The sequence below is a fragment of the Flavobacterium sp. TN-1 genome (assembly GCF_052828645.1).
The window spans coordinates 1,610,630-1,626,047 of record NZ_CM128253.1 but is presented as its reverse complement, the minus strand read 5'-3'; the positions used below and the strand labels follow the sequence as shown (position 1 = coordinate 1,626,047).

Here is a 15,418-nt window from a genome sequence, read left to right as displayed (position 1 = left end):
TTGTTTAAAAAAATAAACAGCAAAGATAACATAAAGATTTTAGATATTAGTTTTAAGTTCTTAAGTTTTTATTTACTTTTTGGAACTCTATTTTAAAAAAATAATCTTGTAGAAAATTATTTTTTCATTCAAATTCAGTAAAAAATAATTATTTCATCAGATTTTCGTTTCCTTAAATTATAAAACCAATTTAAAAACTCTGATGATCAAATAAATAATATTTCTCATTATTTATTTCATTCTCTTTATCATTATGTAGTTCGCTATAAAATAAAATATTGCTCACAAAACAGCGTTAAAACTCTAGTTAGTTTATGAAATAAAAAAAATCCCCCTCTAACCTATCAAAATTTAACTTTCAAAGTTTAACTTTTTACTCTAAAATTCGCATCATATAAGACAAAGACTACAACATAGAGATAAAACAACTAAAACACAAGACAATAAACAAAACACAACAAGCTCAACAACAAATAGTTAACCAATAAAAAATAAAAAAAACAGACTTTAACAAAATATACGGAAAAACCGTATATTTTTTAACAGAATTTTCTCTAATTTTGAATCAAGCAAAACAAACTAAAAAACTATAAATAAACACCCTACTTATTTCAAAGCGTACTTTTAACCCAAAGTCGTCTTTCATTAAAATACCCTTCCCAAACGGGGTATTTTTTTTTATTAATACCTCATCTTCATTCGTTTTTTTGAAAAAATAGTATATTTGCTCTACACACAACACAACAACTACAATGAATTATTATTTTTCTTCCGATTTTAAATTGGGAATATTAGGAGGTGGTCAATTAGGAAAAATGCTTCTATGGGAAACACAAAAATTTGACATCCAAACATTTGTTCTAGATCCTAACGAAGAAGCTCCAGCAAGAACAGGATGCGATGAATTTTACCAAGGTAATTTACTAGATTTTGACACCGTTTATCAATTTGGAAAAAAAGTTAACTTATTAACTCTTGAAATAGAACATGTAAACCTAGAAGCTTTAGAAAAACTAGAAGAAGAAGGCTTAGCTATTTATCCATCGCCCAAAACCTTACGATTAATTCAAAACAAAGGACAACAAAAGGATTTCTATTCAAAAAACAATATTCCTACTTCAGTACACCAACGTTTTTTTGACATTACTGATCTAAAAGAAGCTATTAAAAAAAATGAATTAGAATTTCCTTTTGTCTGGAAATCAGCTCAAGGTGGTTATGATGGGAATGGCGTAAAAATTGTTCGTTCTAGCATGGATTTACTTGATTTACCTGAAGTAGAATGTTTAGCGGAAGACTTAGTTTCTTTTAAAAATGAGTTAGCGGTAATAGTTGCTCGCAATCCTAAAGGAGAAATAAAAACATATCCCGTAGTTGAAATGGAATTTCACCCAGAAGCCAATCAGGTAGAATACACCATTTGTCCTGCTAGGATTGACGATACTGTAGCACAAAAAGCACGCGAGGTGGCTTTAAAGGTTTCTGAAGCGATGAACCACGTGGGCTTGCTTGCGGTAGAGATGTTTCAAACAGAAGATGATGATATTCTTGTAAATGAAGTTGCGCCTCGCCCACACAATTCAGGTCATTATAGTATTGAAGCAAGTTATACCTCACAATTTGAACAGCACCTGCGGGCTATTTTAGATTTACCTCTAGGCAATACAAATAGTAAAGTAGCTGGTATTATGGTAAATTTAGTCGGAGAAGAAGGCTATTCTGGACAAGTAGTCTATAAAAATATCGGACAAATAATGGCAATAGAAGGTGTGACTCCTCATATTTATGGAAAACGCGAAACAAGACCTTTCCGTAAAATGGGACATGTAACGATAGTAAATGAAAACATGAGTGAAGCAAGAAGAATTGCTGAAGAAGTAAAAAATAATATTAGAGTGATTAGTCAATAGAAAAGCCTCCTAACCCCCAAAGGGGGAATTTAAAAATTCATAAAAAGTTATAAATTTGTAATTAAAAATAAATGAAACTTTCAAAGTTACATATAGACCAATACAGACATTTAGAAAATTTAGATTTTGACTTTACCTATCCTATGGATTTTCACGATGAAACAATGCGTGGAAAACCTTTAAACAAAATATGTTTTATTGGGCAAAGTGGAACAGGAAAAACGAAGTTATTAGAACTAATACACAAAGATATTAGCAATCTACTGAGTACTGAATTAGATGAAGATAGCAAAATCTGGATAAATTTCAATAAATATGATAGTACTATTGGATTACAGATAAACGAAAATAACTTTAGTTTTAAAGAAGGCAATTACTACCTAAATGGAAACATTATACAAAGAAGTTCGAATAAATCAACTTTTACTAGCACACTTATAAAAGAAGCAAAAAGTCTATTTTATTTTACAGCTGAACTACTATCAACTAAAAATTTAGAATTTTTCGAAAAAGAACCTATTTTGTTAATAGAAAAATCTAGAACTTTTTCTTTTATTGATCAATTTGCTGTAAATGAAAATCAAAACATAATTTTCAATGACAATATTGAAGAAGAAATTTGGATCAGATTACTAAATTCAAGTATAAATTATTTACAAAACTTTTTACAATTTGCAACAGAATTAATTAATAGCGGAAATGTACTAGACAATTCCTCTCAAAACAAAATAGATGCTTGGAAATCAGAAAATATAAATCCTCTAATAGATTTTTCAGAAAAATTCAATATCATCTTAGAGAAAATTCAATTAGAAGTTGATTTAACAAATGCAAAAAACATTATCCCTTTAAAAAATAAAAACACAGGAGAGAATGTTGATATAAAAAACATCAGTACGGGAACCAAACAACTTTTACTCAACTCCTTACCTCTTTACAAACTCGAAACCAATGAATCAATCGTCTTAATAGACGAACCAGAACGTTCTTTATATCCTGATATGCAAATGGAACTGATGGATCATTATCAAAGGCTAGCACAAAATGCTCAGTTTATAATAGCAACCCACTCTCCATTTATTGCAGCCTCTTTTGAACCTTGTGAACGATTTATTTTATATTTCGATGAAGAAGGAAAAGTGGCTGTAAGACAAGGAACGTCTCCTATAGGTGATGACCCGAATGATATTTTAAAAAATGATTTTGAATTAGAATTTTTAATGAACGAAAAAGGCAGAAGAGCTTTTGAGAGATTTAGAGAATTAAAGAGGGAAATTGCTACGGTAGAGAATGAAGAGGAAAAAGATAAATTATTAGACGAAATTCTAATTCTTGCTAAAGCATATAAATTTTAATGAGAAAGCAAGTTAAATTTACAGATTCTTTAGCCAAAGATTTGAGTTATATAATAGATGGGGATAATTCGAAACTTTGCCAAATTCTATTCAATGAACAAAAAGGATTTTGTGCTTATACTGAAACTTATTTAGGCAGAACTGATCAAAAAGATATTGACCATTTTAATCCGTCTAAAAGTTTTACAGATAGAAATAAGTACCAAAATCTTTTTCTTTGTAAAGCTCAATGGAATAGAGAAAAATCAAACAAGTGGGATAAATATCAACCTATTTTATATCCGCTTGAAGAAAATTTTGAAAAGAGAATTTCTTACAATCAAGATTTAAAACTTTTTGAAGCAACTGACAGAGAAGACAGAGAAGCTGTAAATTTAGTAAAACTTTTAAAACTAGACGATTACGACTTATCTATTGAAAGAAAAAAATATATTGAATTATGTTTTGAATTAATACAACATTATGAAAATCCAACAGTTTATTTCCAAAAAATAATTCAAAAAAACATAAACCACCTTCAATTTATACGAAGTTTAGAGATTGAATTCAACATAGACATTTGGAAAATGATTCCACAACCATAAAATAATACATAATTTAGACAACACACTATGAAAGTAGCCATCGTAATGGGAAGCATTTCTGACATGCCAGTGATGCAGGATGCCATAAACATATTAGCAGAATTTGGAATCGAGACAGAAGTTGACATCGTTTCGGCTCACCGCACCCCTGAAAAGTTGGTTGATTTTAGTAGCAATGCACACAAAAGAGGAATCAATGTAATTATTGCTGGTGCCGGTGGAGCGGCACATTTACCAGGCATGGTCGCTTCGATGAGTCCACTACCTGTGATAGGTGTACCCGTAAAATCAAGCAATTCAATTGATGGATGGGATTCTGTTTTATCTATCTTACAAATGCCTGGCGGGGTTCCTGTTGCCACAGTAGCCTTAAATGGAGCTAAAAATGCAGGTATTTTAGCAGCACAAATTATTGGTGCACAAAATCAAGACATTTTAAAAAGAATAATTGATTATAAAAAAGGTTTAAAACAAGCGGTTTTGAATGCCTCAGAAAATTTAAAAAAATAATAGAATCCCGAGTAAATCGGGATTTTTTATTTAGGATATTTTCTATTTTAGCAAAAAGAAAAAGATCCAGTAGTATTTAGAAATTTAAAGTAACATGAATACCGATTGTGTTAAATCAATATTCAAATTTTAAACATCATTAGATTTTCAACACTTATCTCTAAAATCAAGACACCAAACATATAACCTTTTACTATATAACACAAAAATTAGACAAAACACATAATTTTATGAAAATTCTCATTAATAAATTTGAAACAAAACACAATACAGCTCCTTTTAATTCAATTGAATTGAAAGATTACAAACCTGCCATTATTGAAGGTATTGCGCTAACTAAAAAAGAAATTGACACGATTATTAAAAACCAGGAAACGCCTACTTTTAAAAACACAATAGAAGCTTTAGAATTCTCTGGACAAACACTCGACAGAATTACCAGCATCTTTTTTAATTTGAATTCTGCCGAAACTTCTGAAGAAATGCAAAAAATAGCACAAGAAGTTTCCCCTTTATTAACAGAATTAAGCAATGACATCACATTAAATGCTGAACTTTTCGAACGTATTAAAAAAGTTTACGATCAAAAAGACAACTTAAATTTATCTGTAGAACAAAATACTTTACTGGATAAAAAATATAAATCTTTCACAAGAAATGGTGCTTTACTAGCTGAAGATAAAAAAACACGTTTACGAGAAATAGATACTGAATTAGCTAAATTAAAACTAATTTTTGGAGAAAACGCTTTGGCTGAAACCAACAATTATGAACTCCACATCACTAATCCAGAAAACTTAAAAGGACTACCAGAAGATACTATCGAAACAGCTCAGGCATTAGCTAAAAGTAAAAACAAAGAAGGTTGGCTTTTTACTCTAAATATACCAAGCTACTTACCTTTTGTTACTTATGCTGAGAATAGAGAATTACGAAAAGAATTAACCATAGCTTATGGAAAAAAATGCTTTCAGAAAAATGAAAACAATAATGAAGCTATTGCAATTAAAATCGCAAATCTAAGACATGAGCGAGCTAATTTATTAGGTTATAAAACGCATGCTGATTTTGTCCTTGAAGAACGCATGGCGCAAAATCCTGAAAAAGTAAAATCGTTCTTGAATGACTTATTAACCAAAGCAAAACCTGCCGCAGAAAGAGAGTTTGCACAATTGATGGCCTTTGCAAAAAAAATGGACGGCATTGATCAATTAGAAAAATGGGATGGTGCCTATTATTCAGAAAAATTAAAACAAGAATTATTTAATCTGGATGATGAAAAACTAAAACCTTATTTTGAATTGGAAAAAGTACAAGCTGGTGCTTTTGAAATTGCGAATCGATTATTTGGCTTAACTTTTACCGAAGTCTTCGATATTGACAAATACCATGATGAAGTTCATACTTTTGAAGTTACGGATGAAAAAGGGGACTTAGTCGCTGTTTTCTATTCTGATTATTTCCCTAGAGAAGGAAAACGAAATGGGGCATGGATGACCTCTTTTAAACACCAATATATTCAAAACGGAGTAAATGAACGCCCTCATGTTTCCATTGTGTGCAATTTCACTAAACCTACCCCTACCAAGCCTTCATTGCTCACTTTTCAAGAAGTTACGACCCTATTTCACGAATTTGGACATGCTTTACATGGCATGTTAGCAAACACAACTTACCCAAGTCTGTCAGGAACCTCTGTTTATTGGGACTTTGTAGAGCTACCAAGTCAGGTAATGGAAAATTGGTGTTATGAACCAGAAGCCTTGGCTCTCTTTGCTAAACATTATGAAACTGGAGAAGTGATCCCACAGGAATATGTAAATAAAATTAAAGAAAGTGCAAGCTTTTTGGAAGGAATGGCAACATTACGACAATTGAGTTTCGGTCTTCTAGATATGGATTTCCACGGGCAAAATCCATCTGAAATCAAGTCGGTAAAAGAATTTGAAAAACAATCTATGGCAAATACAATGCTTTATCCTGATGTAGCAGAAAACTGTATGAGTGTTTCTTTCTCTCATATTTTTCAAGGTGGCTATTCATCAGGATATTACAGTTATAAATGGGCAGAAGTCCTAGACGCTGATGCTTTTGCTTATTTCCAAGAAAATGGTATTTTCAACAAAGAAGTAGCGGATAAATTTAAAAACTATGTTTTATCACAAGGAGGTACAGATCATCCTATGACGTTATACAAAAAATTTAGAGGACAAGAACCTAAACCCGAAGCTTTGTTGAAGAGAGCGGGACTTTTATAATTTAACACTCATGATCTTCAAAAAATATAAAAAAATAGCGCTCTACAGTTTTACGCTATTTATGGTAGCTGTAGTAACAGTAAACCTCTATATCAATTCAATTACAGAAAAAAATATTTACAAATCTAAAAGAGACATCCCCACCACTAAAGTGGGGATTATTTTCGGTGCTGGAATAAATGGTAATAATCCAAGTAAATATTTAAAAGACAGATTAGATGCAGGCATACAACTTTACAATGCAAACAAAATACAAAAAATTCTACTCTCTGGAGATAACGGTCGAGAAGAATATGATGAACTAACTGTGATGAAAAATTATTGCTATCAGCACGGGGTGGATACCACTAAAATTTACATTGATTATGCGGGTTTTGATAGTTATTCGACTTTGTATAGAGCGAAAAAAATATTTTCAATTAGAAATGCTGTGCTAATATCTCAGGAATACCATCTAAACAGAGCTATTTATATTGGTAACCAAATTGGAATTAATTCCATAGGTTACTCTGCCAATAAAGGTCTGTACAAAGGATACAAATATGTTTGCTTTAGAGAATATTTTTCAAGATTCAAAGCATTTATAGACGTGTTACGAAATAGAAAACCTAAATTTTCAGGAACTCAAATACCTATAGATGGCGTTTCAAATTATAGCAAAGAAGATAAGAGGTAACTTTTAAAATTGCCTCTTAAAATAAACTTTCATTTTTTTTTGAAAGTTTAAAAACATTTTTATACCTTTGGGGTATGGAATTCAAAGAAGCAAAAAATAAGTTTGTACAAACCTGGGGGGCGTTAGGTTCTCAGTGGGGTATCAACAAAACAATGGCACAAATTCACGCCTTGTTGATGGTATCTAACGAAGCTGTTTCTATGGAAGACATTATGGAAGAGCTACAAATTTCTCGTGGAAATGCTAGTATGAATTTACGTGCTTTAATGGATTGGGGCATTGTATACAAAGAATACAAAGCAGGTGAAAGACGTGAGTTTTTTACTGCCGAAAAGGACTTAGACGAACTAGCCGTTAAAATTTCTAGAGAAAGAAGTAAGCGAGAAATAAAACCAGCTTTAAAAGTACTAAAAGAAGTGTCTTCTATTGACGCTAACACCTCTGCTGAAGAAAAACATTTTGTAGAACAAACCACAAAACTATATGATTTTGTACTCAAAGCTGATAATGTTTTGGACAAAATCACAGAATACAAAGACAATTGGTTGGCTCAATTGTTAGTTAAATTTATGAAATAAAAAATTTTAATCAAAACTTTCATTTTTTTCTGAAAGTTTAATAAATACAAATATTGTGAAAACAATATTTACAGCAAGCAAAATAATAAACATCATCGCTTTACTTTTCCTAGTCCTAGGCGGATATGGTTTAGCAATAACAGGATTTTTATAAGTATTAGCAGCAACTTTATACTTGATTGCATTTCCAAAAAACAAATTAATATATAGTTATTTTGCTCTTGTCATTATTTTCTTTGCGTTTTGGGATAGAACTTTTAATTGGTTTTTCACGCTACCTATTTTACTGATATTCTATTTGACTTATATCATTCATTTTCAAAAAAAATTTAATTAAAACTTTCATTTTTTTCTGAAAGTTTAAAATTTATAAATAATTATTAACACTATGAACTTCTTAACCGCACAATGGAAAAACTTGGTAATGGCAAATTATATTGTCCAACCAGATGTCTTACAAAAATACCTTCCAGCTGGCACCGAATTGGATTATTTTAATGGTAACTGTTATGTGAGTCTGATTGGATTTATGTTTGAAGATACTAAAGTTTTAGGCGTAAAAATCCCCAATCACACCCATTTCGAAGAAGTAAATCTTCGATTTTATGTAAAACGTTTTGAAAACGGCGAGTGGAGACGTGGTGTGGTTTTCATTAAAGAAATTGTTCCTAAAAGCGCCATTACTTTGGTAGCAAACACTTTATATAAAGAGCATTATGAAACCCAAACAATGAATCATATTATAAAATTAGAAGCTGAGATTTTACATGTATGCTATAACTGGAATCAAAAAAGCAGCACTAACAAAATCGAAGTAAATGCTTATGATTTCTTATCTCCATTAGATCCAAACAGCGAAGCTGAATTTATTATGGAGCATTATTATGGTTACACCAAATATGCTATAAACACTACTTACGAATACGAAGTACAGCATCCTAAATGGGAACAATATACCATCAAGAACTACATCATTGGAGTAGATTTTGAAAAAAATTACGGAAAGGAGTTTCGCTTTTTAAATACAATGAAACCAAGTTCTGTCTATCTAGCCAAAGGTTCTGTAATTACCGTAAAAAACAAAAGAAAAATGAATATTTATGATCCCTTTTAATTATAATCTGATTGGTTATACCTTTTTTTTAATCATAATCATTTTTATCATAGCTGTCGTAGGCAAAATATGTTACAAAAACGGGAATGTGTATGTCAACGAATTAATTCCAAACCACGCCGATTTATGTGTTCAAATAAATAAAACACTTTTAGTTGGTTACTATCTTGTAAACATAGGGTACAGTGCTATGACGCTTATTTGGTGGAATGAGATTATCACCATCCAACAACTCATCGAAACCCTTGCCCTAAAAATTGCAACTATTGCCTTTATACTATCCTTCTTACATTACTCAAATCTTTATATACTAACAAATTACGTTCAAAAATTAATTAAATAAAATCATTATGGAAACTTCAAAAATTTTAATCGGTTATGCAATCTATTTACCTATTGTAATTGTCTTAACTTTTTATGTATCAAAAACATTATTCAAAAATGGTAAAACCTTTATGCACGATATTTTTAGAGGTAGAGAAGAAATTGCCACTGCGACCAACAAGCTATTTGAAACAGGATTCTACCTCCTCAACTTAGGTTACGCATTAATGATTCTAGAAATCAATCTTTATGAAAACACCTACCAAGAACTAATCGAAGAATTGAGTTATCAAATAGGAGGATTTTCAATTTATTTGGGTGTGATGATGTTCTTCAATTTGTATCTATTTTTTAGAGGAAAAAGAAAATCTAAAGAAACGAGTTTGAATAATCCAACAACAGCATAAAAAACACGACATTCACATATAAAAATAACCACAGATGCACAGATTAAAATAACCTATAGAATATAAATTTTTTGATATTTATTTCCGCAAAGCGGACAATTTAAAAATTAATTTACTAGAAAAATGATTATAAAATCTGTGCATCTGTGGTTATTCCTCTAAAATTTTTTAAATATTTTTAAAAGCAAATGCCCTGATAAAAAAGCGCCTGTCAGCTATTTTGTTTGACAGGCAAAACAATATAATTATGAAAAAATTAGTCATTGCCGCTGGCACAGGATTTTTAGGAAATGTCATTATAGATTATTTCCAACAAAAATGCACTGAAATCATCGTCTTAACTAGAGGAAAATCAAGACAAGAAAATAACATACGTTATGTACATTGGAATGCTAAAAGTTTAGGCGGATGGGAAACTGCATTAGAGAATGCTGATGTATTGATTAATATGGCAGGCAAATCTGTTGATTGCAGATATAATGAGAAAAATAAAAAAGAAATTTTACTTTCTAGAATTAGAACTACAAGAATCCTAAACGAAGCCGTTTTACAATGTCAAAATCCGCCTAAACACTGGCTGAATTCTTCAACTGCGACCATATATCGTCATTCTGAAGACAAGCAAATGGACGAAAACACTGGAGAGATAGGCAATGATTTTTCGATGAATGTCGCTCAAAGTTGGGAAAAAGCCTTTTTTAAAACCGAAACCCCACAAACAAAGAAAACAGCTTTGAGAACCTCTATTGTTTTAGGCAAAAAAGGGGGTGCCTTTCCTCCTATTAAAAATCTTGTGCAAATGGGTTTTGGAGGTAAACAAGGAAATGGCAACCAATTTATAAGTTGGATACACGAAAAAGATTTTACTCGAGCGATAGTTTTCATCATTGAGAAAGAAATTACAGGAAAAGTAAACCTAGCATCTCCCGAACCAATCCAAAACAAAACCTTCATGAAAACACTTCGTAAAGAAATGAAAGTACCTTTTGGAACCCCACTTGGCAAACGAATGTTAGCATTTGGCGCAAAAATCATTGGTACTGAGACCGAATTGGTTTTAAAAAGTAGAAATGTAATTCCGAAACGATTAATCCAAGAAGGATTTAGTTTTGAATATGAGAATTTGGAAATGGCGTTTAAAGAATTATTGAATAAAAATAATTACACAAAGTCCCACTAAGTAGGCACGAAGTTTCACAAAGAAAAATTCGTATAAAGCAATAATTGAACTTCACCACAAGGAACTCAAAGTAGTCGAAACATTCGCTAAAAAAACTTTGTGTGACACTACACTGTGTAACAAATAACTAAAGTATTTGTTTTTATTTCTAAGTCTAATACCATTTAAACTTTGAAATTTCCTCATAATACTATTTTTTTAACCTTGAGACTGTCCAAAAAGTTCGCAATCTTGTATTTCGACCAAAGGGAGAAATCACATACTATTGATTATGAGACTCCTCCTTACGTAGGAGTAACAAACTGTATGTTGATTTAGACACTATCCTACAAAAACAATAAAAATTAGTGTTGATTCTCGATGCGCTTCGCGCTCGAACTAATGATGATTTCAATTATATACTCAACCGTTTGTTAGAGTTGTTTTAAAATAAAAAAAACAGATCGAGAATTTCACTTTTTAATCCAGTATATTTTAAGTTTAAATGGTATAATTTACTCCATTTAAAGAGAGAGAAATTTTATTTGGGAATAAGAGAGGTATTTTTTGGTATAAAGTAACTATAAATGATACACAAGAGTATTTTGTTTGTGAATTGATTCCAAACAATTAACAGCACCTAACAATCAAGTGTTTACAGAATCAAAAAGAAATTTTCCAATCTCTTGGTTGAGAAAAGGTTGTTAAATGAACGAGTTTTTTAAAATCACAAACAGGAAAGCAATTAATCAAACATTCTTGAAAATTAAAACTTAAATCTTTTCAATTAAATCTATCTCTTTCTTTTCATTCAATCTAACCATAAACATTGCTTTTTTATTATTTTTCACCTCTTCAAAAAAATCTAATCTTGCTCCTTCAACTGTTATTTCCATATATTTCATTTCTTCAGTACTGTAACTAAAATCTTTAGTCAATCTTAGTTTATTTACCTCTTCTGAAATACAATCAGTATTAAATGATTCATTATTTTCTTTTGAATTAAAAATTGATTTAATGTTAAAATTAACCGATGCACAATTATAAGTTAATTCATAATTATCTAAAGTATCAATTACAACTACATTGGTTATAAACAAAGAATATCTAGAAAATAAATTAGAGTTACATTTACAAACTTCTTGTTTGGAATCATTTTTTTGCTTGCAACTTAAAGTAATCATAAAAAGCAGTAAAATGTATATTTTTTTCATTTTCCTTTAATAATTTTTAAGTTGAATCAGACATAAAACCCAACAAACAATAGGTATTGCCTCCACCCAAAAAGACGTATAGTATTTAGAACGATTAGGGGTAGCAAAAAATAATGCAATAGCAATAAAAAATGGCAATATCAATTGCAATGCTACTAATTGATTATTGAAATTGCCATTGCTGTTGAATTTAAAAACTTCCAATAATACACAAATAACCGACAAAACATACCCTAACCATTTTGTTTGTCTCACTCCTATTTGCTGCGGAATAGTTTGTAAACTTAATTTGTCTTTTGACAAATCAACGATTTCAAAAATAAGCATCAAAACAAACACAACAAAAAATCTTTGAATGAAATAAAAAACAACATCATATTTTATAACTAATTCAGTATTAAAAATGGGTAACCAAACGGTTACAATAGCCCAACTCAAAGCCACTAAATATATTTTTACTCCGCTCCAGTTTCTAAAATTAGTTTTTTTAGGTACTATGGGCAAGGTATAAAATCCCGTAAGTAAAAGTACTCCTATTGCTGTAATTTGAGTTATGCTGTTGAGCTGAAAGAAATAATAACCACAGCATAATACCGAAACAAAACTTAACGAAACGATCCATTTTAATTGCTTATGCCAAACCTGTTTTCTAACTCTGGTTAATTCATAGTATTTAATAAAATTGTAACCTACAATCGTACCATAGAATGCAAACTCTCTAACATTATTAGTATTTGAAATATGAAATTCAATACAGCTAATTTGCACAAAGGCAAAAACAGCTAAAGCAACATGAATGCTACTGTTTATATAAAAATCAAAAATGTTTTTTAAAAATCTACTCATTTTCAATGGTTACATATTGCTTAAGTTCCATTCCTTTTTCATCTACTACCGTTATAAGATGTCTTCCTGTAGATGTTATAATTGGCATTTCGTGAAAAGTTTGTGTGGTACCTTCAAATTCTTTATCAATATACCAATATAGCTTTGATTCTCGATTAGAGTGGGCTATTTTAAAAATTACAGGTTGTATTTTTCCTTGAAAATTTTTTGTTAGATAAATTTTACTATTAGCTTTAGGATAAATAAATCCCATAGTGCCTTGAGAGGCTCCCTGACAATCTTGACGGTATGGGGGTAATGGTTTATAATCTATATGTAATCCTTTATAATACCATTCCATAACGGGGGGCAGTATAAACCACGATTGGGTTACTATTTTATCGACATCTTCACAAGTGTTATTTACTTGAAACTGTTTTGTAATGTCTAAATGAATGGTTTTATGAAAAGGGCATATTATTGTTTTTGTTCCGTTTTTGGGAATCATTTGCTTTACTTTAGGACATCCTGTCTTGGCTAAATAACCACTTTGAGCACAACATTCTTTTTCAACTAAATCAGAAATAGGTGGTTTAAACCATTTTTTTCTAGGCAATAAATTAAATACGTCAAATAGAACAGGTGCTGCACTATCAATACCTGTTAATTGTGGTCGTCCTTCTCCTGACGCATTTCCTACCCATACACCTACCACATAATCACTATTTGTGCCTATAGCCCAAGCATCTCTATTTCCAAAACTAGTACCTGTTTTCCAAGCTAATTGGATAGAGGAATCATAAAAACGCCAAGCCTCATCTTCTGCTGGTCTATTGACTTCTTTCATAGCTTCATAAGTAAGGTATATTGCTCCTGCTCCTACTACTTCTTTTTGGTCTTGTTCCGTTCCAAAATTTGGTTGAAAATCTTTTTTATAATTGAGTTCGCTAAATTCATATTTGCGATATTGTTTAAATTCATTATAATAATTTAAGGTTGAAGTTAAATTAGCATAGGTTCTACTCAAATCCCACAAATTACTTTCAGCACCTCCTAATATTAACGATAATCCATAATGATCAGGATGTTTATTAATATTTTTTAACTTGTATTGTTTTAATGTTTCGTAAAATTTATGAACTCCGTGTTCTTGTAACATTAATACGGCTGGAATGTTTAATGATCTTGAAAGTGCTCGTTGCGCAGGCACAGCTCCGTCAAAAGTTAAATTATAATTTTGAGGTATATACCCTGATATTTGAATAGGAATATCAGGTACTAAAGTATTAGACAACAACTCGCCATCATCTAACATAGAAGCAAAAAGCAAAGGTTTTAAAATGCTTCCTGTGCTTCGAGGAGCTGTAATGATATCAACATCTTTATCATGATTAGCATCTGTAGGGGTATTTCCTACATAGCTGAGTATGTTTCTATTTCTTACATCTAATATAATAACAGCCATATTATGAACCTCATTTTGGCTATACTGACTATAATATTGTCGTACTATTTGGTTTACTCTATTTTGCAGGGAAACATCAATTGTTGTTACAATTTTTTGTTGTGAATTTTCTTTCGCTACTTTTTGTAATAAATGCGGTGCTATTTGAGGTAAATCGTAAGGCTTTTGAGGCAAAGATTCTGTTAGTGCTAAATCATAGGTCATTTGATCAATTACTTTATTATCTAATAATTTTTTAAGTAACCGATTTCGTTTTCTTAGTAATAATTGCTGATTTTTACCTGGATATATAAGTCGTGGAGCATTAGGCAGCACTGCTAAAGTAGCACTTTCAGCCCATGATAATTGGTGTGGTTGCACTCCAAAATAACGCCAAGCAGCCATTTCTAATCCTACTACATTTCCTCCAAAAGGGGCATGTGCAGCATATAATTCTAAGATTCTTTGTTTTGAGTATCTAAATTCTAATCGAGTGGCTAGAATAATTTCAATAATTTTTTCGAAGTAGGTTCGTTTTTTATTTTTTCTAGCCAAGCGAATGACCTGTTGTGTTACTGTACTTCCTCCTCGAACCACTTTTCCCGCAGTTTTATTTTGTTTTACTGCTTTAACCATAGCTACAGGATTAAATCCAAAATGATGATAAAAGTGTTCGTCCTCAAAATAGACCACACATTGTTTGAATTTATCAGGAATAGAGTCTTGCTCTGGAAAACGCCATTGACCATCGCTTGCAATTTTTGCTCCTAATAATTCTCCAGTACTGCTTTCTATGACCGTTGAATAAGGTTCTGCAAAAAGTGTACGTGGTAATGAGAAATAATAAATAATTAAGATTATAAAACCAATAACCGATTTCTTTTTATTGGAAATAATCCAGTTTTTTATTCGTTTAAAGAAATTTAGATTATGAAATTTATTTTTTAAATCCATTTATGATTAAATATTTTCGGATTTTTTTGTTTCACAGAGTTACACAAAGTTTCACGAAGCTTTGTGTAACTCTGTGAGACTTTGTGTTACTGTGCTAAATTCAATT

The 15,418-nt window shown here is 30.9% G+C and carries 14 protein-coding genes; 11 read left to right on the top strand and 3 right to left on the bottom strand.

What is annotated here, in order from left to right; genetic code table 11:
* The first annotated feature begins 752 nt into the window (after positions 1–752).
* From ACUXZJ_RS06880 to ACUXZJ_RS06830, 11 genes are all read left to right on the top strand, one after another.
* Positions 753–1,910 carry a 5-(carboxyamino)imidazole ribonucleotide synthase gene (locus tag ACUXZJ_RS06880; RefSeq protein ID WP_060383206.1) on the top strand — a complete coding sequence of 386 codons (1,158 nt, stop codon included), beginning with the start codon at positions 753–755 and terminating at the stop codon, positions 1,908–1,910.
* Between the two features lie 71 nt (positions 1,911–1,981).
* The gene (locus ACUXZJ_RS06875) at positions 1,982–3,265 is read left to right on the top strand and encodes an AAA family ATPase (protein WP_060383207.1); all 1,284 of its coding nucleotides are present in this window, start codon (positions 1,982–1,984) and stop codon (positions 3,263–3,265) included.
* Entirely contained in the window at positions 3,265–3,849 is a 585-nt protein-coding gene (locus ACUXZJ_RS06870; RefSeq protein WP_060383208.1) for an HNH endonuclease domain-containing protein, read from the top strand. The genes ACUXZJ_RS06875 and ACUXZJ_RS06870 overlap by 1 nt, the downstream gene beginning before the upstream one ends.
* Before the next feature lie 27 nt (positions 3,850–3,876).
* Complete coding sequence (purE, locus tag ACUXZJ_RS06865; RefSeq protein ID WP_060383209.1) at positions 3,877–4,359, top strand: 5-(carboxyamino)imidazole ribonucleotide mutase; 483 nt, start codon at positions 3,877–3,879, stop codon at positions 4,357–4,359.
* Between the two features lie 230 nt (positions 4,360–4,589).
* A complete protein-coding gene (locus tag ACUXZJ_RS06860; RefSeq protein ID WP_060383210.1) occupies positions 4,590–6,617 on the top strand; it encodes a M3 family metallopeptidase in 2,028 nt (675 codons plus the stop codon).
* A gap of 61 nt (positions 6,618–6,678) precedes the next feature.
* Positions 6,679–7,293, top strand: a complete 615-nt coding sequence (locus ACUXZJ_RS06855) for a SanA/YdcF family protein (RefSeq protein ID WP_235588313.1) — start codon at positions 6,679–6,681, stop codon at positions 7,291–7,293.
* Positions 7,294–7,367: 74 nt separating this feature from the next.
* Positions 7,368–7,871: a GbsR/MarR family transcriptional regulator gene (locus tag ACUXZJ_RS06850; RefSeq protein WP_060383212.1), complete on the top strand. Its 504-nt coding sequence runs from the start codon at positions 7,368–7,370 to the stop codon at positions 7,869–7,871.
* Positions 7,872–8,259: 388 nt separating this feature from the next.
* Positions 8,260–8,985: a DUF2071 domain-containing protein gene (locus ACUXZJ_RS06845; protein ID WP_063743721.1), complete on the top strand. Its 726-nt coding sequence runs from the start codon at positions 8,260–8,262 to the stop codon at positions 8,983–8,985.
* The gene (locus tag ACUXZJ_RS06840) at positions 8,972–9,328 is read left to right on the top strand and encodes a hypothetical protein (protein ID WP_081248763.1); all 357 of its coding nucleotides are present in this window, start codon (positions 8,972–8,974) and stop codon (positions 9,326–9,328) included. The genes ACUXZJ_RS06845 and ACUXZJ_RS06840 overlap by 14 nt, the downstream gene beginning before the upstream one ends.
* Before the next feature lie 7 nt (positions 9,329–9,335).
* Positions 9,336–9,716, top strand: a complete 381-nt coding sequence (locus ACUXZJ_RS06835; protein ID WP_063743720.1) for a hypothetical protein — start codon at positions 9,336–9,338, stop codon at positions 9,714–9,716.
* Between the two features lie 247 nt (positions 9,717–9,963).
* Complete coding sequence (locus ACUXZJ_RS06830) at positions 9,964–10,896, top strand: TIGR01777 family oxidoreductase (protein WP_063743719.1); 933 nt, start codon at positions 9,964–9,966, stop codon at positions 10,894–10,896.
* Between the two features lie 752 nt (positions 10,897–11,648).
* Here ACUXZJ_RS06830 and ACUXZJ_RS06825 read toward each other — a convergent pair.
* Genes ACUXZJ_RS06825 through pbpC form a run of 3 tightly spaced genes read right to left on the bottom strand, consistent with a single transcriptional unit; the run spans position 11,649 to position 15,312 of the window.
* Entirely contained in the window at positions 11,649–12,089 is a 441-nt protein-coding gene (locus ACUXZJ_RS06825) for a hypothetical protein (protein WP_060383217.1), read from the bottom strand.
* Between the two features lie 6 nt (positions 12,090–12,095).
* Complete coding sequence (locus ACUXZJ_RS06820) at positions 12,096–12,935, bottom strand: hypothetical protein (RefSeq protein ID WP_063743718.1); 840 nt, start codon at positions 12,933–12,935, stop codon at positions 12,096–12,098.
* Positions 12,928–15,312 (bottom strand): penicillin-binding protein 1C, encoded by a 2,385-nt coding sequence (gene pbpC, locus ACUXZJ_RS06815; protein WP_063743717.1) that lies wholly within the window; start codon positions 15,310–15,312, stop codon positions 12,928–12,930. Before pbpC ends, ACUXZJ_RS06820 begins: the two co-directional genes overlap by 8 nt.
* Positions 15,313–15,418 lie beyond the last annotated feature (106 nt).

Excerpts from the sequence above, each read along its gene's own strand:
- ACUXZJ_RS06880 (WP_060383206.1), top strand. The coding sequence starts at position 753 with ATGAATTATTATTTTTCTTCCGATTTTAAATTGGGAATATTAGGAGGT.
- ACUXZJ_RS06875 (WP_060383207.1), top strand. The coding sequence starts at position 1,982 with ATGAAACTTTCAAAGTTACATATAGACCAATACAGACATTTAGAAAAT.
- ACUXZJ_RS06870 (WP_060383208.1), top strand. The coding sequence starts at position 3,265 with ATGAGAAAGCAAGTTAAATTTACAGATTCTTTAGCCAAAGATTTGAGT.
- purE (WP_060383209.1), top strand. The coding sequence starts at position 3,877 with ATGAAAGTAGCCATCGTAATGGGAAGCATTTCTGACATGCCAGTGATG.
- ACUXZJ_RS06860 (WP_060383210.1), top strand. The coding sequence starts at position 4,590 with ATGAAAATTCTCATTAATAAATTTGAAACAAAACACAATACAGCTCCT.
- ACUXZJ_RS06855 (WP_235588313.1), top strand. The coding sequence starts at position 6,679 with ATGGTAGCTGTAGTAACAGTAAACCTCTATATCAATTCAATTACAGAA.
- ACUXZJ_RS06850 (WP_060383212.1), top strand. The coding sequence starts at position 7,368 with ATGGAATTCAAAGAAGCAAAAAATAAGTTTGTACAAACCTGGGGGGCG.
- ACUXZJ_RS06845 (WP_063743721.1), top strand. The coding sequence starts at position 8,260 with ATGAACTTCTTAACCGCACAATGGAAAAACTTGGTAATGGCAAATTAT.
- ACUXZJ_RS06840 (WP_081248763.1), top strand. The coding sequence starts at position 8,972 with ATGATCCCTTTTAATTATAATCTGATTGGTTATACCTTTTTTTTAATC.
- ACUXZJ_RS06835 (WP_063743720.1), top strand. The coding sequence starts at position 9,336 with ATGGAAACTTCAAAAATTTTAATCGGTTATGCAATCTATTTACCTATT.
- ACUXZJ_RS06830 (WP_063743719.1), top strand. The coding sequence starts at position 9,964 with ATGAAAAAATTAGTCATTGCCGCTGGCACAGGATTTTTAGGAAATGTC.
- ACUXZJ_RS06825 (WP_060383217.1), bottom strand. The coding sequence starts at position 12,089 with ATGAAAAAAATATACATTTTACTGCTTTTTATGATTACTTTAAGTTGC.
- ACUXZJ_RS06820 (WP_063743718.1), bottom strand. The coding sequence starts at position 12,935 with ATGAGTAGATTTTTAAAAAACATTTTTGATTTTTATATAAACAGTAGC.
- pbpC (WP_063743717.1), bottom strand. The coding sequence starts at position 15,312 with ATGGATTTAAAAAATAAATTTCATAATCTAAATTTCTTTAAACGAATA.